Annotated in this window: 16 protein-coding genes; 10 read left to right on the forward strand and 6 right to left on the reverse strand. The window is 64.7% G+C overall.

Going from position 1 to position 21,236, the window contains the following annotated elements:
• Positions 1-34: 34 nt before the first annotated feature.
• Entirely contained in the window at positions 35-523 is a 489-nt protein-coding gene (locus ASE26_RS26340; RefSeq protein ID WP_055938086.1) for a hypothetical protein, read from the reverse strand.
• 237 nt (positions 524-760) lie between these two features.
• On the opposite strand from ASE26_RS26340, the gene ASE26_RS31775 reads away from it, so the two are divergent.
• From ASE26_RS31775 to ASE26_RS26355, 3 genes are read left to right on the forward strand one after another with little or no spacing between them, the layout of a single operon-like run.
• Positions 761-1,183, forward strand: a complete 423-nt coding sequence (locus ASE26_RS31775) for a thiol-disulfide oxidoreductase DCC family protein (protein WP_055938089.1) — start codon at positions 761-763, stop codon at positions 1,181-1,183.
• Positions 1,173-2,231, forward strand: coding sequence for a DUF4166 domain-containing protein (locus ASE26_RS30340; protein WP_307145457.1), 1,059 nt, complete (start codon positions 1,173-1,175; stop codon positions 2,229-2,231). Before ASE26_RS31775 ends, ASE26_RS30340 begins: the two co-directional genes overlap by 11 nt.
• The gene (locus ASE26_RS26355) at positions 2,228-3,667 is read left to right on the forward strand and encodes a TIGR01777 family oxidoreductase (RefSeq protein ID WP_055938092.1); all 1,440 of its coding nucleotides are present in this window, start codon (positions 2,228-2,230) and stop codon (positions 3,665-3,667) included. Before ASE26_RS30340 ends, ASE26_RS26355 begins: the two co-directional genes overlap by 4 nt.
• Here the strand turns inward: ASE26_RS26355 and ASE26_RS26360 are convergent.
• Positions 3,664-4,185: a hypothetical protein gene (locus ASE26_RS26360; protein ID WP_057247216.1), complete on the reverse strand. Its 522-nt coding sequence runs from the start codon at positions 4,183-4,185 to the stop codon at positions 3,664-3,666. The genes ASE26_RS26355 and ASE26_RS26360 overlap by 4 nt on opposite strands.
• Before the next feature lie 85 nt (positions 4,186-4,270).
• On the opposite strand from ASE26_RS26360, the gene ASE26_RS30345 reads away from it, so the two are divergent.
• Positions 4,271-4,453, forward strand: a complete 183-nt coding sequence (locus ASE26_RS30345; RefSeq protein WP_082507590.1) for a hypothetical protein — start codon at positions 4,271-4,273, stop codon at positions 4,451-4,453.
• On the opposite strand, the gene ASE26_RS26365 is transcribed toward ASE26_RS30345, so the two are convergent.
• A complete protein-coding gene (locus ASE26_RS26365) occupies positions 4,432-8,913 on the reverse strand; it encodes a translocation/assembly module TamB domain-containing protein (protein WP_055938105.1) in 4,482 nt (1,493 codons plus the stop codon). The two genes, ASE26_RS30345 and ASE26_RS26365, sit on opposite strands and share 22 nt — an antisense overlap.
• Positions 8,913-10,694: an autotransporter assembly complex family protein gene (locus tag ASE26_RS26370; protein ID WP_055938107.1), complete on the reverse strand. Its 1,782-nt coding sequence runs from the start codon at positions 10,692-10,694 to the stop codon at positions 8,913-8,915. Before ASE26_RS26370 ends, ASE26_RS26365 begins: the two co-directional genes overlap by 1 nt.
• A gap of 132 nt (positions 10,695-10,826) precedes the next feature.
• Between ASE26_RS26370 and queC the strand changes: the two genes are divergently transcribed.
• Both queC and ASE26_RS26380 read left to right on the forward strand, forming a co-directional pair.
• Entirely contained in the window at positions 10,827-11,558 is a 732-nt protein-coding gene (gene queC, locus ASE26_RS26375; RefSeq protein ID WP_055938109.1) for a 7-cyano-7-deazaguanine synthase QueC, read from the forward strand.
• Positions 11,559-11,607: 49 nt separating this feature from the next.
• Positions 11,608-14,577: a CHASE domain-containing protein gene (locus ASE26_RS26380; RefSeq protein WP_057247217.1), complete on the forward strand. Its 2,970-nt coding sequence runs from the start codon at positions 11,608-11,610 to the stop codon at positions 14,575-14,577.
• Here the strand turns inward: ASE26_RS26380 and ASE26_RS26385 are convergent, their stop codons facing one another.
• Both ASE26_RS26385 and ASE26_RS26390 read right to left on the reverse strand, forming a co-directional pair.
• A complete protein-coding gene (locus ASE26_RS26385; RefSeq protein WP_055938115.1) occupies positions 14,578-15,954 on the reverse strand; it encodes a serine hydrolase in 1,377 nt (458 codons plus the stop codon).
• A gap of 55 nt (positions 15,955-16,009) precedes the next feature.
• Positions 16,010-16,396 carry a hypothetical protein gene (locus ASE26_RS26390; protein ID WP_156410015.1) on the reverse strand — a complete coding sequence of 129 codons (387 nt, stop codon included), beginning with the start codon at positions 16,394-16,396 and terminating at the stop codon, positions 16,010-16,012.
• Positions 16,397-16,616: 220 nt separating this feature from the next.
• Between ASE26_RS26390 and ASE26_RS26395 the strand changes: the two genes are divergently transcribed.
• From ASE26_RS26395 to ASE26_RS26410, 4 genes are all read left to right on the forward strand, one after another.
• Complete coding sequence (locus tag ASE26_RS26395) at positions 16,617-16,826, forward strand: hypothetical protein (protein ID WP_055938122.1); 210 nt, start codon at positions 16,617-16,619, stop codon at positions 16,824-16,826.
• 99 nt (positions 16,827-16,925) lie between these two features.
• Positions 16,926-18,887 carry a GAF domain-containing protein gene (locus ASE26_RS26400; protein ID WP_055938125.1) on the forward strand — a complete coding sequence of 654 codons (1,962 nt, stop codon included), beginning with the start codon at positions 16,926-16,928 and terminating at the stop codon, positions 18,885-18,887.
• 210 nt (positions 18,888-19,097) lie between these two features.
• A complete protein-coding gene (locus ASE26_RS26405; RefSeq protein WP_057247219.1) occupies positions 19,098-20,186 on the forward strand; it encodes a hypothetical protein in 1,089 nt (362 codons plus the stop codon).
• A gap of 2 nt (positions 20,187-20,188) precedes the next feature.
• A complete protein-coding gene (locus ASE26_RS26410; RefSeq protein ID WP_055938132.1) occupies positions 20,189-21,232 on the forward strand; it encodes a hypothetical protein in 1,044 nt (347 codons plus the stop codon).
• The last annotated feature ends 4 nt before the right edge of the window (positions 21,233-21,236 follow it).

Below are 21,236 nucleotides of genomic sequence, written 5' to 3' on the forward strand. Positions count from 1 at the left end.
GCCGGGAATGACCTGGATCAACTTAAGCGTGTGCTCAGGCTGCTTCTTTGGAGCAGGCGCCAAGAATGCCGTCGAGTTCCTTCTTCAATGCCAGTGCCACCGGCCGGCCGCGGATGCGGTTCACCATTTCGAAGAATGTGATGCGCATCGCTTTCAGATCCTCCAGCGTCTGCGCCGCTTCCAGCTTGGCCTGCAGGACCTGGCCGCGCAGGCCCAGGGTTGGCTCGATGGTGCGCGCATAGAATTCCCGCGCCTGCTTGTATTGCGCAGCGAGTTCTTCTTCGGTAGGCAGGATCGGCATGATGGTAATCGGCGGCGCTTCGCCTTCTTCGATGAAACCTTGTGCCAGCAGTTCCTGCACGGCCCCGGCATCGAGCCCGAGTCCGGTGACTTTCGGCAGCAGCTCTTCCATTGGATGGCGGCCGTCAATCATCACCAGCAGGGTACGCATACGGGTTTGCAGCCCATAGGTGCGCGCCGAGATCTCTTCCCGGCCCTTAGCGGTCTTGTTGTAAGTCGTCATAAGAATATTTCCTAATGGCAATCATTTTGTGTGAATTTAGAATACACGACCTTTAAGGATTTGACATCGGTTGAAATATCGTCTTTAATTTCTGTAACGACAGAAAAAAATGAAAAATAACATAATTCAACAACTATTCATTCTGGAACCGGTGAAACTCCGTGAGTTTCGTCATGTTAAAGGAGTGGAAGATAAATTTCACTATTGTAGTTTTTTCGTCACAAAGGAAGCTGGTCCATGTCCGTACTGACCTTGTATTTCGATGATGCCTGCCCGTTTTGCCGGCGCGAGATGGCGCGCCTGCGGCGCTGGGACCACTCCGGCCAGCTGGAATTCGTCGATATCGCGGCCCAAGGGTTCGATCCCGCCCCACTGGGCGCCAGCCTGGCCGCTATGAACACCGAACTGCACGGCTTGCGTGCCAACGGCACCATGCTGGTCGGCACCGACGCCATCCTCGAGGCATATACGCTGGTGGGCCGCTCCTGCCTGGTATGGCCATTGCGCGTGCCTGCACTGCGGCCACTGCTGGCATCGGCCTATCGCAGCTTCGCCCGCAACCGTTACCGCATTTCGCGCTGGCTCAGGATCGGCGCTGCGCGCCCCGCATGCGATGGCGACCGCTGCCAAATCTATTTTGGAGGTAAAGATGGAGCGTAAATGGCTGGTGCGCTGGATGTACGCCAGCGCCGCCGCACACTTGCTGGTCGGCCTGGCACTGCCATGGGGTGCCAGCGCGGCTGCCCTGGACTGGTACCTTGCCTGGCTGGGCCCGGCCTCGACGCGGCCGCAGCACGCCTGGTGGATGGCGCTATTCGGCCCGACCATCCAGTGTGTCGGGCTGTGGATGCTGGCGCTGGTGTGGTTTGGCGACCAGCGCCGCGAGCAGGCGGCCTGGCTGTGGGTGGCGGCCGGCATGCTGCTGTGGGGGCCGCAGGACATCATGGTTTCGCTGCGCGCCGGGGTATGGCCGAACGTGTGGCTCGACATCGCCACGCTGGCGCTCATGCTGCCCGCCGCCTGGCGCCTGTACCGGATCGACGCTGCTGCCCGCGATGCCGGCGAGGCATTGCCGGCGGTCGGTGAAGGAGAGCTGTTCCGCAAAATCCTCGGCAGTGAATGGAACAAGCTGCACCCCGACATCCAGCAGCGCTTCGCCAAGAATCCTGCACCCGGCAAGCCGCTGCTGTACTACGGCACCTTGTCGGAGCTGAGCGCGTCGCGCTTTGGCAAGCTGCTTGGCTACATCAGCAGGCCCTTCATCCAGGGTGCGCTGATCCCCTATAGCGACAGTGGCTTCCCGGTCGACATCCAGGTCTACGGCAAGCCAGGCTCGCAGAACATCTACAAGCAGCGTATCTACATGCTGAACGGCCGCAAGCCGATCAAGTTCACCTCCTACATGGCGGAGAGCGAGCGCGGCGAAGTGCTGGAATACGTGGGCCTGGGCCTGGGCATGAAACTCAAGCTGCACGTCGCCGACGGCAACCTGCATTTCACCAGCGACGGCTATTTCTGGGACATCCTGGGCTGGCGCATTCCACTGCCGGGCGTGCTCACGCCGGGCAAAACCTTCCTGCGCCATTGCAATGAGGCGCCCAACCGTTTCAACATCCGTATCGAAATCCGCCACGCGCTGTTCGGCACGACGTTCGTGCAGGCAGGCGTCTTCCGCGAAAGGCGCGAGGCGGAGAAGGAGGCAGCATGAATACGCATTTACTTGCATTGCAGCTCATGGCCGCACAAGGCTGCCTGGGCGCGTTCGACACGCTCTACCACCATGAATTGACGGAAGCCTTGCCGCAGCGCGCCACGGCACGGCGTGAGCTGGCCATTCATGCAGTGCGCGCGACGATTTACGGCGTGCTGTTCGTCGGCTTGTCGGCCTGGGTGTGGCAGGGCGCCTGGGCGTGGGTCCTGCTTGCGCTGTTCGGCGTCGAGATCGTCCTCACGCTGTGGGACTTCGTCGTGGAGGACCAGACCCGCCTGCTGCCGGCAACCGAGCGTGTGACGCACACCGTCCTTGCAATTAACGGCGGCGCCTTCATCACGCTGCTGGTGTTGGGAATGCCGCTCGCCATGGAGGCGCCCACCGGCTTCGCCTATGCGCCCCAAGGCTGGCTAAGCGTCTTCCTCGCCCTGTGCGGCGTTGGCGTGCTGGTATCCGGCATTCGCGATGCATTTGCGTCGCGCGCCCTGCCTGGCGCCGCAGCGGACAAGGTCCGCTTCGACGGCCCATCGCAAACGGTGCTCGTGACCGGCGCCACCGGTTTCATTGGCTGTTCGCTGGTGCCTGCCTTGCTCGCCAGCGGCCACCGGGTGATTGTGCTGTCGCGCGAGCCGCGCAAGGCGGCATGGGAGTTCGGCGGCGCGGTGCGCGCGGTGGGCAGCATGGCCGACTTGTCGCCAGCGGAGAATATCGACGTCATCATCAACCTGGCAGGCGCCCGCATCCTCGGCTGGCGCTGGAGCGAGCGCCGCAAAGCAGTGCTGCGCAACAGCCGCAGCGGATTGACGCAGGGCGTGGTGGACTGGATCGCAGGCGCGGCGCGCAAGCCGCGCCTGTTGATCAATGCTTCCGCGGTCGGCTACTACGGTATCCAGCCGCAAGGCGGCGAACATGTGTTGAACGAGGCTAGCCCGCCGCAGGCGATCTTCATGTCGCAGCTGTGCCAGGAATGGGAGGCGGCGGCCAGCCGCGCACGGGAATATGGTGTGCCAGTTGCGCTGGCACGTTTCGGCGTGGTCTACGGCCGTGGTGGCGCGCTGCAGCCGATGCTGCTGCCGATCAGGCTGGGCTTCGGTGGCCGCATGGGCACAGGGCGCCAGCGCAATTCGTGGATACACATCGCCGACTTGCTGGGTGCCATGGCCCACGTCTGGCGCTTAGGCGCCAATGCCGACGGCGCCTGGAATTTCACTGCTCCCGAGCACCCGACGCAACTGGAATTCACCCAGGCCGCCGCTGCCGAACTGCATCGCCCCAGCATGATGCCCACGCCCGCGTGGCCGGTGGAGCTGCTGCTGGGCGAACAATCGGCACTGCTGCTGGAGGGCTCCAGTGTCGCACCGGCGCGCCTGCTGGCCAGCGGCTACAGCTTCCGCTTCCCGACAGTGCGGCAAGCGCTGGCCGACCTGGTTTAGTCCAGCTTTTTCTGCGCCATGCTCCAGCGCAGCAGGCCGATGGAGTAGGCGGCCAGGTAGCCGAGCATCAGGCCGAAGGGGATCACGGTCAGCGGGTGCTGCAGCACTTCGGCCTGGTTGATCACGTGCGGGTGCTCGGACTGGCGGTTGACGTAGAACTCGACGCCGATCTGCAGCACGCGGGCGGCGAACAGCATGCAGACCAGGATGGCGGTCCGGCTCGGCGGCGTGAAATACAGCTTGCTGCCGGTGTTTTCAAAACGCGTCTTCTTGAGCGCGAAGAAGGCCAGCCAGGCACCGGCTATCACGGCAGCAGCCATCATCGCCAGCGCGGGTGGGTTGCGCAGCATGGACTGCGCGGCAGCCAGCAGCAGGACCGGCAAACCCGCCGCACCGACCCAGTGCCGCCACGCGACCGATTGCTGGCGGCGGAACACCAGCTTCAGGCGCGAGTAGACGCGCCAGATCAGCGTCGGGACAAGGATGAGCAGGACTACGGTGGTGACAGTCAGTTGCATTGGGCGCCGGATTCGTCAAAAAAGAAGAATTTTAACCGCAGGCGTAAAATACACCTTCGTGATCTCGCTTTCGGGAGCTCCAGCCATGGAAAAACACCGTATCCACGCCCACCGCGCACCGGATCTGCCGGTGCCGGTCGATGAGTCGCAGCCGCGCCCCGAGCCGGTGCATCCCCACAGTCCGCATAGTCCCGTCCCGCAAGACGAGCCGGTGCCCGACCATAACCCCGAGCTGCAACCGCCCGGTCAGTCGAAAGCCCAGTTGTAAAGCACGTCCAGCGCATTGTTGGTGCCAGTCTGCACCTGCAGCGTCACGCGGTTATTGAGCTTGTAGCGCAGCTTCACCAGGCTGGTCGCCGTGCCCGCGCCTTGCTCGAAGCTGATGTAGGCGCGCGAGGACAGCTTTTTGCCGACGGTGACCACCGTGCTTTCCAGTCCTTTGGCCTGGCTGACTCCCAGCTCATCCAGTCCGACGCGGTTGGCCAGGCTTGGACCGCCGCTGCCGCCCAGCAGGGCGCCGGCGGCAGTGCCAAGCAGGCTCATTTCATTGCCGGCCATGTCGGCGGTGCCGTGGCCGAGCACCATCCAGGCCAGCTTTTCACTGTCCGGCACGGACGGCGTGGAGACCAGCTTGGCGGATGGCGCCAGGGCGGTGCCGCGCACTTCGACGCCGGCTTCCACGTTGGTCTCGCTCAGCTCTTCGCCTTCGGGGCGCTTGCGCACGGCGCGGATGTTCAGGCTCGGGTTGTCATAAGCGCCGGTGAAATTCAGCACGCCGCGTTCGATGGCCAGGCGCTGGCCATAGGCGGCATAGGTGCCGCTGACAACACGGATGCTGCCGTTGACGCGTGGAGCGCGGCGATCCGCCACGCGCACGCGCACGCTGCCGGCAAGTTGCGCGTCCAGGCCTTTGCCGCGCAAGGTGAAATCGTCGCCCAGGTCGGCGTCGAGGTCGATGCTCAGCGGCAGGCCGGCCGTTACGGCAGCTTTCGGTTTTTCGCGGCCGAGGATCACTACGTCTTCGCTGATGGTCGGGGTATCGAGCGACGGCAACTCAATCACGGCGCGGTTGGCCTTGAACTTGCCGTCGAATTCGAAGCGCTTGGCGTCGCGCACCAGGGTGCTGCTGCCGCTCAGGACCAGGGTGCGGTCCGGGCGGTTGAATACTTCGAGCTTGTTGGCGGCCAGCTTGAGGTCCATCGACATGTCGCCGCCGGCCAGCCGCAGCCAGCCATCGGCCTGCACATTGCCGTCGGCGCCGTCGAAGCGCAGGCGTTGCAGCTGCAACTGGTCGCCGCTCACTTTCGCTTGCAGCTCGCCGTTGCGCAGGCGGATGCCTTGCTCGGCCCAGTTGATCACAAGCTGCTCGCCGACAACTTCGCCATCCAGCAGCGGGTTGGCGATGGTGCCGTGCCCCCCGGCGTGGGCGCGCAAGGCGCCGCCCAGCTCCATGCCTTGTACGCCCAGTAGCGGCGACAGCCATGCGATGGACGGCAGGCTGGCGCTGGCGCCGAAGGTCAGGGGGCTGTCGGAAGGGATGCGGCCGTCGCGCAACTGGGCGCTGGCTTCCAGGCGCGCGTTGCCGGCGCGGTCGCCAGCCAGTTCGGCCTGGGCGCGCAACTGGTCGCCGGCCACGGTGACGCGTGCGTCCAGCACTTTCAGGTCGAGCGGGATGGGGCGTTCGCCGCCGGTGATCGTCACGTCGCCTTTTTCGCGGAATACGTGCAGGTAGCCGTCCAGCGCCGGTGCAGCGCCTTTGGCGGCCGGCGCGACCAGGTCGAGCGACCAGTCGCCGCCCAGCGTCATGGTGCTGGCCACGTTGCTGCGCCAGGTATCGGACAATTGGGCGAGGTAGCTGGCGTTGACGCCGGCCGCGCTGCCTTTGCTGCGCCAGTGCAGGCCGTTCTTCTCCAGCGTCTCGATGCGCAGGCTGCCTTCCGGCATGGCGATGGTGGCGCTGCTTAATGCGAGCTGCTCCGGATTGGCCAGCCCGGCCACGCCTTCACCTTTGCCGCCGGTGACGCGCAGCGTGGCCGGCGCTTGCAGGTTGAGGGCGAAGCGGCCCTTGTTTTGCAGGGCATCGATGCTGCCGCTCCAGTTGTCCGTGCTGAAGCTGCCGTGCACTTTGGCGCTGGCATCGAAGTCGGGATTGGCGGCGGCTGCCTGCACCGTGTGGTTGCCGGCGCTGCCGCTCGCTTGCAGGCGCAGGCGGTCGAGCAGGATGCCCGGCATGTTCAGGCCGGTGACCGTCAGGTCGGCTTGCAGCGGATCGTCCGGGCCGAACGAGGTGCCGATGGTGGCGCTGCCTTTGATGGCGGAGATTTCCCGCTGGCCGGGCAGGCGCAGGTGGGCGCCGTCCAGCGTGGCGCTGAGCGTCGGCAGGGTGCTGGGACCGCGGCCTGCGACGTTGCCGCCACTGGCGTAGCCGCTGCCGCGCAAATTGCCGGACCAATCGCGGCCCAGCACGGCCAGTTGCGGCGCATCGAGCTTCCAGTCGATGCGGTCCTGCGGCTTGCCGAAGGAGCCTTTCGCCTGCAGCATATTGGGGCCGAGGTGCAGGTCGATGTCGCTGTCCTGCACGCGGCCCGGGCCTGCGGCGAATTTCGCGTGCCCGCTCAGCGCGGCGTTGCCAAGCGTGGATGCCGCTTGCAGGCGGATGTCGGCATTGGCCAGCCAGTCCGCGGAAGCGCGCAGCGTGGCGTCGAAATCGGCATTGATATTGCCCGCGACCGAAGATCCGAAACTGGCGGGATTGATGTGGCTCGCACTGCCGGACAGCTTGACGTCCATTGCGCCGGACAGTGCCGCCTCGCCGCTGGCGCGGATCACGCTGTCGGCGCGAGCCGGCTGGGCCAGGTAAGCCAGCCCGCGCGCCTCGGCGGTGAAGCTGGTGCGGGGCGCCTGGTAGCCGCCGCCCAGGATACCGCTGGCCCTGGCGCTGCCTTGCAGCTGCGGGTCAAGCACGGAGAGCTGGGCGGCGTCGAGCTGCCATTCCAGCTTGTCGCCCGCTGCGCCGAATGCGCCGCGCGCCGTGGCGGTGTTGCGGGCATAGGCGAGGCGGGCGTCGATGTTGGCGATGTGCCGGGCGTCGGCAGCCAGCTTGACGCTGCCGGACAGCGGCTGTCCCATCAACTTGCTGGGCTGCAGCGCGATATCGGCGTTTGCCCGCCAGTCCGGCGCCAGCTTGCCGCTTGCCTGCAGCGCCGCATTCAGGTCGGCTGACGGGAATGCGCCCAGCGCAGCCGGGTCGAAGCGCTTGACGACCGCGTTGGCCTTGAAGGCCTTGTCGCCTTTCAGGCTGGCTTGCGCGGTGGCGCCGACGCTGCCCTGGCCGGCAGTGATGCGCGCCTGGTGCAAGGTCAGCAGCAGGTCTTGCAGCGTGGCGTGGGCGTCCAGGCGCAGCTTGCCTTCCCCCAGCGCGGCGCGCAGGGTGTGCTGCCGGCCCTTGGTTTCGGCGCTGATATCGCCGGCGATTGCCGTGCTGATGGCGGCGCCATGCAGGGCGCGCAGGTCGAGGCGGTCGGTGTGCAGGCGCACGCTGGCGGTGTCGATGCTGCCGTCTTGCGGCAGGCGGCGCAACTTGCCGCTGCCGGTGAATTTGCCTGCGGCGCCGAGGTCGATCAGCAGGCCGCTGAGGCTTGCGTTATCCAGCGTACCGCCCAGCTGCGCGGAAGCGCTTTGCAGGGGCAGTTTCTGCTGGTCGAGCGGGCCGGCTGCGCTGCGGTTGCTTGCTGCCAGTTTGCCGGACAGCTTGTCGCCGTTGATGGCGGCTTCCAGCGCGAGGTCGATTGCTGCCCTCGGCCAGGCCGGGTCGAAGCGGGCCGGGTCGACGTCGTGCGCCTGCAGGCGGATGCTGCGCAGGGGCAGGGCGTCGAACGGCGCCAGCACAAGGGTCCCGTCGCCGTTGGCGTAGTTCGATTTGCCTTTGACGTCCAGCTTCAGTTGCGCGAGGTCGCCGCTGGCGAAGAGTTCCAGCCGCGTCGCGCTGCGCTGGACCAGCCCAGGGTCGGGCGGCGTTGCTGCCGGCGCGCCGGGCGGCGTCGTTGTGGAACCGCCTGGCCGGGCCGCAGGTGCCGGCGGGATAGGTGCGAGGGCGGCCGTGGCGCTCAGTTTGTACGGGTGCGCGGTGGAAATTTCGGCGCTGGCGGCAAGGGCGCCAACCGGCGTTTCGGCGCTGGCGTCCTTCAACTGCCAGTGCTGGCCATCGCCCTGCAGCTGCAGCTTGACGGCGCGCAGCTCGGTGCGGCTGCCATCTTCGCTGACCAGGGCCAGCGTGCTGACGCGGCCATCCGCAATGCTCAGGCGGAACGGCGGCGTGATCGATGCCGGCATCGCGGCGGGCTTGGAAGGCCCGGTGCTGCGCGACTCCGCCCGCGCTACATGCAGCTCGCTGATCGCCACGCCTTCGCTGAAGTACTGCAGCGGCGACCAGTTGATATCGATGTTGTCGAGCGTGAGTATGCTGGATTGGTCGCGATACACGATGCGCCCGATATGCATGCGCCCGTACAGTGAACCGCTGACGCCGGTGACCACGATCTGGCCGCCGCTGGAGCGCGCGACCTGGGCGACGATCTGCTGCAGCGTGGTCTCGCGCCCCAAAAGCCAGACGGCGCCGCCCAGCACCGCCAGTGTTACGCCGCCGCCGACCAGCGTGCGGCGCAGCCATTTGCGTTTGGCAGCCGCTGGCGGCGCGTCGGACGGCGGCGGAGTGTACGGCGTATCCATCAGAACGTGAACCCCAGCGAGAAGTGCAGCCGCGCCTTTTTGGTGGCATGGCCATACGCGATGTCGACGTTGATCGGCCCGACAGGGCTCTTGTAGCGCGCACCGACGCCATAGCCGGATTTGGGACGCAGGCCGCCCAGGGAATTGGACGCATTGCCGGCGTCGTAGAACACAGCCGCGCCCCAGGTCGGCTTGAACCAGTACTGGTATTCTGCGCTGCCGGTGACCAGGTAGCGGCCGCCGACTGTCGCTTCGCCTTGTGCCACGCCCAGCTCCTGGTAGGCATAGCCGCGCACGGAATTGTCGCCGCCGGCGCGGAACAGGTAAGTGGTCGGCACGCCATCCTGGCGCGCCGAAGCCAGCGCCCCGAATTCGGCCCGCAGGATCACGGTGGATTTCGGGCTGAGCGGGCGGTAAGTGATGCCGCGCGCCGTGGCACGGATGAATTTCTCGTCCGTCAGCAGCGGCAGCAGCGCCCCGCCCAGGGTGGCATTCAGCACATAGCCTTTGGTCGGGAACACCAGGTTGTCCACCTTGCGCCAGGTGGCGGCATAGGTGATCGGCAGGGACTGGCTGTGCGATGACAGCACCCGGTTCACGGTCTTGCTTTCGTTCAGGTATTCGATCGAGATGCTGCGCTCGAGCAGCGGCGTGCCCCAGGCCCGCTTGGCCGCGACGGAAGCAGTACGCGTGATCTCGCCCTCGATATCCTTGCGTTCCAGTGCCGCGCCGACGCTGTCGTTATTGCCGTCCGCCGTGGTCGGGAAGTAGAAATCGCTGCGCGCCTGCTGGCGCTTGGTTTCCAGCGTCAGCGCGCTCTTCATCTTCAGGCCGAACACGTTCAGGTCGTCATAGGTGCCCGACATGCGGTACCCCGTATTGGTGCTGAAACCCACGCCCACGCTGGCGTTCTTGCGCTTGTTCTCCACCACCCGCACCAGCAAGGGCAGCGGCGCCATGGAAGTCGGCTGCGGCACGCCTTCAGCCTTGTTCTCGGCGGCCTCGATCTGTTCATCCAGGATGGATGTCAGGTCGGCGCTTACCTCGACGTTGGCAAAGTAGCCGGTTTCCTGCAGCTTGCCCTGGTATGCCTGCAGCGCCGCTTCGCTGTAATAATCGCCCGGCTTGATCGGGTTCAGGTTGCGCACCGCCGATTCCGGATAGCGCCGCAAGCCTTCGATCTTCAGTTCGCCGAAGCGCATCTCCGGCCCGCTATCGAGCGCCACATGCAGCAGCGCGCGCTTGGTCTCGGGGTCGACCACCGCCTCGCTGGAAACCAGTTGCGCGCGCGGATAGCGCGTCTGCACCACGGCGCGCAGGAGGTCGCGCTTGGCCTTTTCCCATTCGTCCTGGCGGAACACGGCGCCGTTCGGCAGGCCCCAGCCCGCCTTCAGCGCATCCTTGTCGAAAGGCGCGCCGGAGGACGACTGGAAGCCCTGCAGCACGATGTCGACTTCACCCACCAGCACCGGGTCGCCCGGCTGCACCTCGATCCTGACGGTCGGCGTGCCGCTTTCGTCAAGGCTGATATTCACCGCCGGGTTGTAGTAACCGGCAGTGGCAACCAGCGTCTTGATCTGCTCCGGCGCGGCGCGCAGCATGCGCTGCAGCTGGTCGCGGTCCATGCGTTCGTTCGAGCGGTAGCGCAGCAGGTCAAGGTTATCTTCAAGAAGGGACTCCAGCTGGCGCGGCGCGTCGATGCGGACCTGGTAAGTCCAGCCCTGGGCAGCCGCCAGCAAGGGCAGCAGCAGGGCAGCGCAGCCCAGTACAAGGCCCCTCAATACTTTTATGCCGGTTTGTGCCAAAATTCGTGGTCTGTGATCTGGAAGTCGAAACCGAATGTTACCGGATCAGCCGCAATCTTGTCGGCCACTTAATGATTGATTACAAATAGACCTCAAAGAAAGACTGCGATGCTGACAAACGACGCCGCACTGGTCCTGTTCAGCGGTGGACAGGACTCGACAACCTGCCTGGCCTGGGCCCTGGAGCGCTACCCGCGCGTGGAAACCATCGGCTTCGACTACGGCCAGCGCCATGCGATCGAACTCACCGTGCGCCCGCGCCTGCTGGAGCAGATGCGCAGCGTCAAGCCGGAATGGGCCGAGCGCCTGGGCGAAGACCACATGGTCGACCTGGGCCTGATCTCGCAACTGTCGCAGACGGCCATGACCGAGGACATCGAGATCGTGATGCAGGAGAACGGCCTGCCGAACACCTTCGTCCCCGGCCGCAACCTCCTGTTCATGACCGTCGCCGCCACCCTGGCGTATCGCCGCGGCCTGACCGTGCTGGTGGGCGGCATGTGCGAAACCGACTTTTCCGGCTACCCGGACTGCCGCGACGACACCATGAAGGCGCTGCAAGTGGCCCTGAACCTGGGCATGGATACCCGCAACAAGCTGGAAACCCCGCTGATGTGGCTGGACAAGGCGCAAACCTGGCAACTGGCCGAACGCCTCGGCGGCCAGCAGCTGGTGGACCTGATCCGGGCCGATACCCACACCTGCTACAAGGGCGAACGCGGCGCCCTGCACGACTGGGGCTATGGCTGCGGCACCTGCCCGGCCTGCGAACTGCGCGCGCGCGGCTACCGACTCTATCAAGCGGCACTGAGTGGCAATCACGGCACTGGCGCCGATTGACTTTTTCTATAGGGCAATTATTTTGCCCTGAACAACTTAAGATGCTGGTATGCCGAGGCCACCTGCCAGCCCACCGCTGCAACGCCTGCTCCAGCCCCGCCTGCTGGCAGGGCTGGTGGCAGCGCTTTGCCTGACCGCGACCGGCAGCGTCTGGTGGGGCGCCCACCTTGATGCGGAACGCGATGCCCGCACCAGCTTCGAATACCACGGCCGGGAACTGGTCAACAATATGGCCGCGCGCATGCAGGCCTATGTCCAGGTACTGTATGGCGTGCAGGGCTTGTTTGCCAGCTCCGATTTCGTCGACCGCCAGGAGTTCCGCACTTATATCGAGCGCCTTGAACTGGAGCAGAATTTTCCCGGCATGCAGGGCATCGGCTTTATGCGCATGGTGCCCGGCGCGCAGCTGGAGTCGCATATCGCCATGGTGCGGGCCGAGGGCTTTCCTGATTATTCGGTAACGCCGCCGGGCCAGCGCAGGCAGTACGGCCCGGTGGTCTATCTCGAACCTTTCTCCGGCAGTAACCTGCAGGCCTTCGGCTATGACGGCCTGTCCGAGCCGGTGCGCCGCGCCGCCTTTGAGCAGGCGCGCGACTCCGGCCTGCCGGGCATGACCGGCAAGCTGCTGCTGAAACAGGAAACCAGCGGCCCGGTGCAGGCCGGCTTCCTCATCGCGCTGCCGATCTACCAGAACGGCGTTGGGCGCTATACCCTGGTCCAGCGCCGCAGCGCCTTGAAGGGCTGGGTCTACGCGCCGTTTCGCATGGACGACGTGATGGCGGCGCTGGGTCACGATGCGCTGCGCGGCCTCGACGTGGAAATCTACGACGGCGAAGAGCGCAACGCCATGAACCGCTTGTTCGACAGCGCGCCGAAGGCGTCCGCTGCGGAAGGGCGCCAGCATGCGCTCAAGCGCATCAGCCTGGCCGGCCGGCGCTGGACCCTGCATATCAGCGCGCTGCCCAGGCCGAACGGCGTGCTGTCGGATAAACCGCGCGCGATAGCCATCGGCGGCCTCCTGATCAGCTGCGTGCTGGCGCTGCTGGCCTACGTGCTGGCGGAAAGCCGGCAGCGCCTGCGCCTGGCACTCCACCAGAGCAGCCGCATGGGCGACGAGCTGCGCGAAGGGCAGGAAACCCTGCTGGCCATGGCCGAACATGCACAGGGCAGCCAGGCGGTGCTGCGCTGCATCCTCGACTCCACCGTGGACGGCATCCTGGTCGACAACTACAGCGGCGCCGTGCTGAACTCGAACCGGCGTTTCCGCCAGTTGTGGAACGTGCCGGAGCAGCTCGGTTGGGAAAACGACGGCGCCATCCTGCTGGCCCATATGGCCAGCCAGATCGAATTGCCGGATGCCTTCCTGCAGGCCTGCGCGCAGGCCGGACCGGGCGACGAGGACAGCCATGGCCAGCTCCAGATGCGCGACGGGCGCGTGCTTGAAGTCACGACGCGCCCGCTGCGCCTTGGCAGCGAAGCGGCGCGGCTCTGGTCCTTCCGCGATATTACCGAACGCATCCTGAACGAGCGGCGTGAAGAAGGACGCCACCAGGTGCTGGAACTGCTGGCGGCCGGCGCCCCGCAGCAGGAAGTACTGGACAGCCTGATGCGCGGCATCGAAGCCGTCAACCCGGGCATGATCTGCAGCGTCATGCTGCTGGACGAGGAAGGCAGGCACCTGCTGCTGTCCGCCGCGCCCAGCCTGCCGGCCTTTTTCCGGCAGGCCATCGACGGCTTGCCGATCGGCTTTGGCAATGGCTCCTGCGGCAAGGCCGTCACCAGCAATAGCCGCGTAATCGTGGAAGACATCGCCAGCGACCCGCTATGGGGGCCCTACCGTGAAATGGCGCTGCGTGCCGGCCTGGGCGCCTGCTGGTCGGAGCCGGTGCATGGCGCCAACGGCAAGGTGCTGGGCGCCTTCGCCATCTACCACCGCGGGCCGCAGCGGCCCAGCGTGGCGCAACTGGTGCTGATCGACCAGGCCGCCAGCCTGGCCGGCATCGCGGTGGAGCAGGCGCGCGCAGCAGAGGCCCTGCGCGTAGGCGAAGCGCGTTTTCGCAGCCTGTACGACCACGCACCGGTAGCCTTGTGGCAGCAGGACTGGTCGGCCGTGCGTGCGGCCATGCAGGAATTGCTGGAATCGGGTGTGGACGATGTGGCGCAATGGCTGCAGGTGAACCCGAGCCAGTTGCAGCGCCTGGCCGGGCTGGTGCGCATCACCGATGTCAATGCCGCCGGACTGGAACAGGTGGGAGCCGGCCCGGCCTGCAAGCAGCCCGGGCGGCTTGGCCTGGCGCAGAACTTCGCGCCTTCTGCCATGCCGGAGTTCGGGCGCGCGCTGCTGGCGATGGAGCAGGGCTCGCACCTGTTCCAGTGCGAGGGCAGCTTCCTGCGCCTGGATGGCGTGGAGCGCCAGAATGAACTGACGCTGCTGGTGATGCCGGGCCACGAGCACGCGCTGGACTTCGTCATCGTGTCCACCATCGATATCACGGAGCGCAAGCGACTGAACGAAGAGCTGGTGCAGCTGGCCACCACCGATTTCCTGACCGGCCTGCCGAACCGGCGCGAGTTCATGATGCGCCTGGAAGACGAGCAGGCCCGCCTGCAGCGCGATGTCGGCGGCCGCGCCGCCGTGCTGATGCTGGACATCGACTACTTCAAGGACATCAACGACGCTCACGGCCACGACTGGGGCGACGCCGTGCTGCGCCACCTGGCAGGGCTGATGCGCGATTCGCAGCGCAAGATCGACATGCTGGGGCGCGTCGGCGGCGAGGAATTTGCCATCCTGCTGCCGGGTGCCGACCTGGAAGCGGCGCGCGCTTTCGCCGAGCGCCTGCGCCAGCGCATTGCCGACACGCCGATGGGGCGCAACGGCAGCACCATTGCGATCACGGTCAGCATCGGCATTGCCAGCATGGCGCCGGCCGACCGCAGCGGCGACGCGGTCCTGGTGCGCGCCGACCATGCGCTGTACCGCGCCAAGCGCGCCGGCCGCAATCGCGTCGAAGGGTGATCAGTCGGGGCGCATGCGCAGCTGTTCCACCTTGTCGCCCTTGCCCAGGCTCAGGTCGACCAGCAAGGCGCCGCTGGTGTAGTTCAGGCGATAGCTGTACTTGCGCACCTCGCCGTCGGTGCTGCGCGCCAGTGCTTCCACCCTGCGCAGCGGGCCCCATTCGCGCAAGTCTTCCGACACCATGGCCAGGAATTCCGGCGACAGGTTGCCCGCCACCTTGTCGCTCAAGCCTTCCGGCAGCTTGCTGTCGGCGATGCTGGCGAACATGGCGCGCACGCGTTCGGCCACGCCCGGTTCGGTTTCCGCAATCGCCGCCTTCGGTTTGAGCGCCAGCGCCGGCAGGTAATGCGCAGCGACGATGTCGCCCAGCTTGCCGGGCCGCGCGCTGGCCGAATTGGCCAGCACCACCACCGAGAGCTTGTCGTCCACGAAGCGGTACAACTGCGAGCGGAAGCCCTGCCATGCGCCGCCGTGGGCAATGGCGCGATGGCCGTTGCGCTCGAACAGTTGCCAGCCGTAGCCGTATTCGGTGGCGGAACCGTCGTTCAGCCTGGCCGGCGTCCAGCTGGCTTTGCGCACGCTGGCCGGCAGCACCTTGTCGCCGTACAGCGCCAGGTCCCATTTCGCCAGGTCGCGCGCCGTCAGGTACAGGCTGCCGTCTGCCGTGGTATTCAGGCGCGGCGCCACCCAGGACTGGTTCACCAGCTTGCCGCCCTTGCGTTCATAGCCGCGCGCACGGTGCGGGATGATGTCGGCTTCGCTGATGATGCGCGTGCCCATGTCCAGCGGGGCGAAGATGCGCTCGCGCAGCTGGTCGCCGTAGAACTTGCCGCCCGCCTTGTTGCAGATGAAGCCGAGCAGGTGATAGCCCATATTCGAGTAGGACCATTTTTCGCCCGGCGCAAACAGCACGGGAATGTCGGCTTCCAGCGCGATCAGCTCTTCTTCGGTGTAATCCTTGGCCAGGTCCAGTTTGGCGTAAGGATCGCCCAGGCCGGAAGTATGCGACAGCAGGTGGCGGATGGTGATGCCTTCCCAGGTCTTGGGCGTATTGGCCAGGTGCTTCGAAACCGGATCGTCCAGCGACAACTTGCCGTCCTGCGCCAGCAGCATGACCAGCGCGGCGGTGAAGGTCTTGCCGATCGAGCCGGACTGGAACACGGTGTCGGGAGTGACCTTGACCTTGTTTTCAAGGTCGGCAAAACCATAGCCTTGTTCGCGAATGATCTTGCCGTCTTTGACAACGGCGATGGCAATGCCGGGAATATGGCTGCGTTTCATTTCCGCCTGGATGGCGTCGTCGAGTTGGTCAGCGAAGGCTGGAGCGCAGCAGGCGAGGGCGATTGCGACAGGAAGCAGCGAGATGGTCGGGCGCATGGATGCAATTCCGTATAGGTTGCCAAATTTGCATTCTAGCACCCGACCCAGGCGGTCAGGCAGGGGCGTGTTCCAGGGCTGGCGCGGCAGGCTTGCGGTCGCGGCGCTTCATCAGCCAGTAGATGAAGAACGGGATCATCAAAGGCAGCAGCAGGGGCGACACGGCAGCCATGGTCACCACGGCGGCCAGCGCCAGGGACAGGATCACGATCACGCCGACACCGGCCATCACCACCGCGACGATGGCTGCCACGAACACCATCACTACCGCCAGCGCGGCAAATACGCCGCCGGCCAGCATGGTGCCGAGCAGGGCGCCCAGCGGCCCGTCATAGTCCGAGTCGCCGACGGTGACGACGAGGTCGTTGCTGTCGATGGACATCCAGCCTGCAACCATGCAGAAGAACAGCAGGACCAGGGACAGGGCGGATACCTTTTTCATGATGGGCCTCTTGGCGTTGAACATGGTGTCACTGTAGGCCCGCTGGCCCGGGCCAGCCATCGGATTGCGACGAACGGTGGAATTGGGATGATGAACGGAAAAAGTTTCGCGGCGAGCCACAATCGCAGCTTGAATTCATTAACTGTTTGCCTATACTGAATATCCGATCACTGAGATGGAGGGGAATATGGCTTGGCTAGTAAGAGACGGGAGCCAATCGTTGCTCCTGGGAATCGACAGCGAACCGCGCCAGCGCAGCGCGACGATCGAGCTGGGCCCCAAAGGCCCGCCATCCGCACCACCGACGATTCCACCTATCATCATCAATCCCTTCAAATACCAGACGCCCGACCCGGCCATCGATCCGCGCATTACGCCGCTCGGCCCGCCGATCCTGCCGCCGCGATGGCCTGCCATGTCGCTGCATTGATTTCGCACAAGCCCGCCCGTCAAGCGGGCTTTGTTTTTCACTGGCTAGCGTAGGCGCCTCCTGCTATATTTCCCAGACGCATCTAACCTTGGGAATAAGATGGAAAGCCGTCTGCGCCGCCTGGAGGCCGTCCAGGAAATCCTGCTGGAAATTGGCAAGCTGTCCAATAGTTGCACGGACATCACGGTCTTCCTGCAATCCGTGCACGCGGCGCTGGGCCGCATCATGTACGCCTCGAATTTCTATGTGGCCCTGAGCGACCGCGATGCGCCCGGCAATGCCGTGCGTTTCGTCTACTTTGTCGACGAAGTGGACGACCATCCCTACAAGGACCAGCTGGTACAGTTGGCCACGCCCGACCAGTCGCCCACCGCCTGGGTGATCCTCAACAAGCAGCGCCTGGTGATGACGGGCGACGAACATCGCGCCCGCGAAGAGGACGAGGTATTCGGCGTCGGTACCATTGCCGAACATTGGGTCGGCTGTCCTCTGCTGGACCAGGGCCATGACGTGATCGGCGCCATGGTGATCCAGAGCTACGACAAAGAACATACCTACAGCGAAGAAGACCAGGCCCTGTTCGCGCAGATTGCCAACCACGTGTCGAGCGCCCTGCAAGGCTTGCAAAGCATGGACCGGCTGGAGCGCGCCGTCCGTGAGCGCACGCTGGAGCTGGAGCGCGAAGTGGCCGAGCGCAGCAAGGCCGAACGCTTGCAGCGCGCACTGTATGAAATTGCCAGCCTGTCCGCCTCCGCCTCCGCTGAATCGGATGCCGGCGTGCTGTATGCCCGCCTGCACGACATCGTCGGCAGCCTGATCACCGCCCGCAATTTCCTGATCGCGCTGTACCACCCCAAGCGCGACGAAATCTCGATCCCTTATTTCGTCGACGAGAAAGACCTGGAAGCGCCGCTCAAGCGTTTCGAATACGGCGTCGGCATGAGTTCTTTCGTGCTGAAGAAGCGCCAACCGATGCTGCTGGACGGGGCCGCGTTCGCTGCCTTGATGGCCGGCGGCGAAATCAATGAACCGCTCGGCAACCAGGGCATCGCCAGCTGGATGGGCTGTCCCATGATGGTGGGCGAACAGGCGCTGGGCGTGATCATCGTGCAAAGCTACGATGCGTCGGTGCTCTACTCGCAGGCCGAACTGGACATCCTGGCTTATGTTGCCAACCATACCGCGGCGGCCATCGCACGTACCCGCTCCGACCTTGCGATCCGCCGCGCCAAGGCCGAACTGGAAGAGCAGAACACCGCGCTGGCCAGCGCCCTGACGCAATTGCAGACCGCGCAATCGGAGCTGGTGCGGCAAGAGAAGCTCGCCTCGCTGGGCCGCCTGGTGGCCGGCGTCGCGCACGAGATCAACACCCCGCTTGGCATCTGCGTCACGGCCACCAGCCATCTGGTGGAAGAGCTGCGCCTGTGCCGCCTGGACCTGGCCGAAGGGACGCTTGACGAAGACGGCTTGAGCCAGTTCTTCGACACGGTCGACCAGTCGCTCAAGATCATGACCACCAATACCCAGCGCGCCGCAGCCTTGGTGCGCAGCTTCAAGCAGGTGGCGGTGGACCAGTCCTCCGACAATATCCGCCACTTCAACCTGCGCAAATACCTGGACGAAGTGCTGCTGTCGCTGCAGCCCAAGCTGAAAGGCAAGCCGATCGCCGTCAACGTCGACTGCCCGCCGGATATCCACTGCGAAAGCTTCCCCGGCGCCGTATCGCAGATCGTCACCAATATGGTGGTGAACTCGCTGGTGCACGGGTTTGAAGAGGGGCAAAAAGGCACCATCCGCATCACCGGCAAGCTCGATGGCGACCACGTGCTGTTCGACTACAGCGATGACGGTGTTGGCATGGATTCCACCACGCTGCAGCAATTGTTCGATCCTTTCTTCACCACCAAGCGCGGCTCCGGCGGCAGCGGCCTGGGCGCGCACATCCTGTACAACCTGGTGACCGGCCCGCTGGGTGGCACGGTGAAGGTGGTCAGCTCGCCCGGCATGGGCTTGCACTACCACCTGCGCTTCCCGCGCGACCAGCGCAAGCAGTCCGCATGACCCTCGCTCCGAACGTTGGCCGGCTTGATGCTGGCTTTGGCCTTTTTCACGCCGGCGTCCGGCGCCGAGGGCTGCGCGACAGGCCCACGCACGCGAAGTGACAGGCCTGGCATTCGAATTTGTCGCAGGGCCTGGCACCGACGGAGATGGTTCCTTCCTGCTGGATTACGAAATTATCAGTGTTGAGAATTCGAAGAAATGCATTTTCAATTGATCAAACTAACCACCGTCCTGCTGGCGGCGAACCTGGGCTGCGCCGCGCAAGCCGCGCCTTTTTCCGACCAGCCGCGCAGCTATGTCTTCACAGGAGATGGCGGAAAATCGGCTACAGCGCACTTTCCCTGGATCGCAGGCGGCCCGCCGGGTGCGGCGGAACACATCAACAGCTACCTGCACGACGCTTACTTGCAGACGCTGCCGGCTAGCGATCCGAAGGAAACCAGGATCAAGGTCCTGGACGGCATGACAATGATCGAATCGCAGGGCGTCAATGCGATGAACGGGGGTCGCATGGTGCGCGTCAGCATTGAAGAGGAAGGCTGCGGGGCTTATTGCAGCAGCGGCATCAGCGATTTCGACTTTGACGCAGCGAGCGGCCGCCCGGTTGGCGCGTTGGATCTGACCGCTCCGGACGCCAAGGCCAGGCTGCACCTCAAAGCGCACAAGGCCCACGTCGCGGAAATCGAAAAATTCCTGGCAGCGCTGAAGCGAGACCTGCGCAAGAGCGGTCCCGACAAGGCACGCCTCCAGGAGCAGATCGAGTTATACGAAATGTGCCTGTCCGGGCGCGAGGATGCAGCCAGGGACTACAGCTACCTCCTCGTCGCCGAGAACAGCCTGGTGGTATCGTTTGGGGAATGCGGCAGCCACGCCTCGCGCGCGCTCGATGAGCTTGGCGGATTTTCATACAGCGTGAAAGGCGAGGCCATGCGTCCTTACCTGAGCTCCTACGGTCGCCGCCTGCTGCTTGGCGATGCGCAGGCCGAAGCGCCCTCAATCAACAAGTCAGGACAGCTATTCAAGGGAACTATCAACGGCAGGCTGCCGGTAACGCTGTTCCTTGGCCCCAGCGGCCGCCTGGGTGAAAAGCCGTTTGATAGCGCGCATTATTATTACGATAAATTCCGCCAGCAGATCGCCCTGGTAATGCAGCGCGAAGGCGACGCGTTTGTGCTGACGGAGAACGACAAGAATGGCAAGCCAACCGCCGTGATGACGCTGAAACTATCGGGTGCAAAGCTTTCAGGCGAATGGCGTTCCGGCGCCAAACGCATGCCGGTGGACCTTACGGCTTATTGACCATGAAGATTGCGATCTGCCTGCTCGCCTCACTTGTTCCGGCTTGCGCCCATGCGGAAATGCATGGCGTATGGGAAGGCACCATTGGCCGCAGCAAGGTTGTCGCCTGCCTGCCCGAATATGGCGCCGGCGGCACCTACTACTACCGGCGCCACCTCACCCCGATTCCTCTTGCGAAAACAGTAGAAGGTGAATGGGACGAGTATGCCGATGGGAAGAATCCCGGACACTGGCAGTTGAAACAGGCCGGCGACGATGCACTGACGGGCACGTGGAGCAAGCGCGGCTCGCCGGGCCTGGCAATTCGCCTTGCCCGGCCTGCAGGCGCTGACCATTCCTGCGCTGGCGATGCGTTCAACGCGCCGCTGGAAAAGGACGTTGAAGTAAGCCGGGGGGAAGGATATTTTGGCGACCAGCGCTATGAAACGCTGTACGCCAGCGGCCCCTCCGCGGACCTTGGCACGTTCGAGGTGGTGCAATTGCGGGAGAAAACTCCGGCGGCAAACGCGATCAACCTGGCGCTGCGAGCAGGCTTCGCGGACGACAGGCAGAGTTTTTACGATTGCCGGCGTAACCTGCTGGAGATCACAGGTAATTTCGGCGGCAGTGCAGATGATCCGATGCAGTCGCTCAGCCAGGAGATCGTATTCTGGAACCGGCAGCTGTTGTCGGTCAGGACAAATGCGGTTGAGGAGTGCGGTGGGCGCTTTCCTGGCGCCAGGACTTCTTACAGGACATGGGACGTGGCAACAGGCCGCGAACTTGATCTGGACTACTGGTTCGGGAAGATCGGGGAAGAGGGACTGCCAGCGCCTGCCAAGCGCCTGGTGTTGGCGCGGGCCGAGGGGAACAAGGGTCCGGAGCCGATATGTACCGAACAACTTGACACAAACCGCTACTACCAGGTTGCCGCAACCGACAAAGGGCTGCTGCTCTATACCAATTTCATCTCCGTTTCAAGGAACTGCGACGAAGAAATCCTGGTGCCCTACGGCGAGATATTGAAGTTCCTGACGCCCGAAGCCAGGGCGGCCCTGGGTAAATAAGCGG

The organism is Duganella sp. Root198D2 (assembly GCF_001428585.1).
GTDB lineage: Bacteria > Pseudomonadota > Gammaproteobacteria > Burkholderiales > Burkholderiaceae_D > Rugamonas.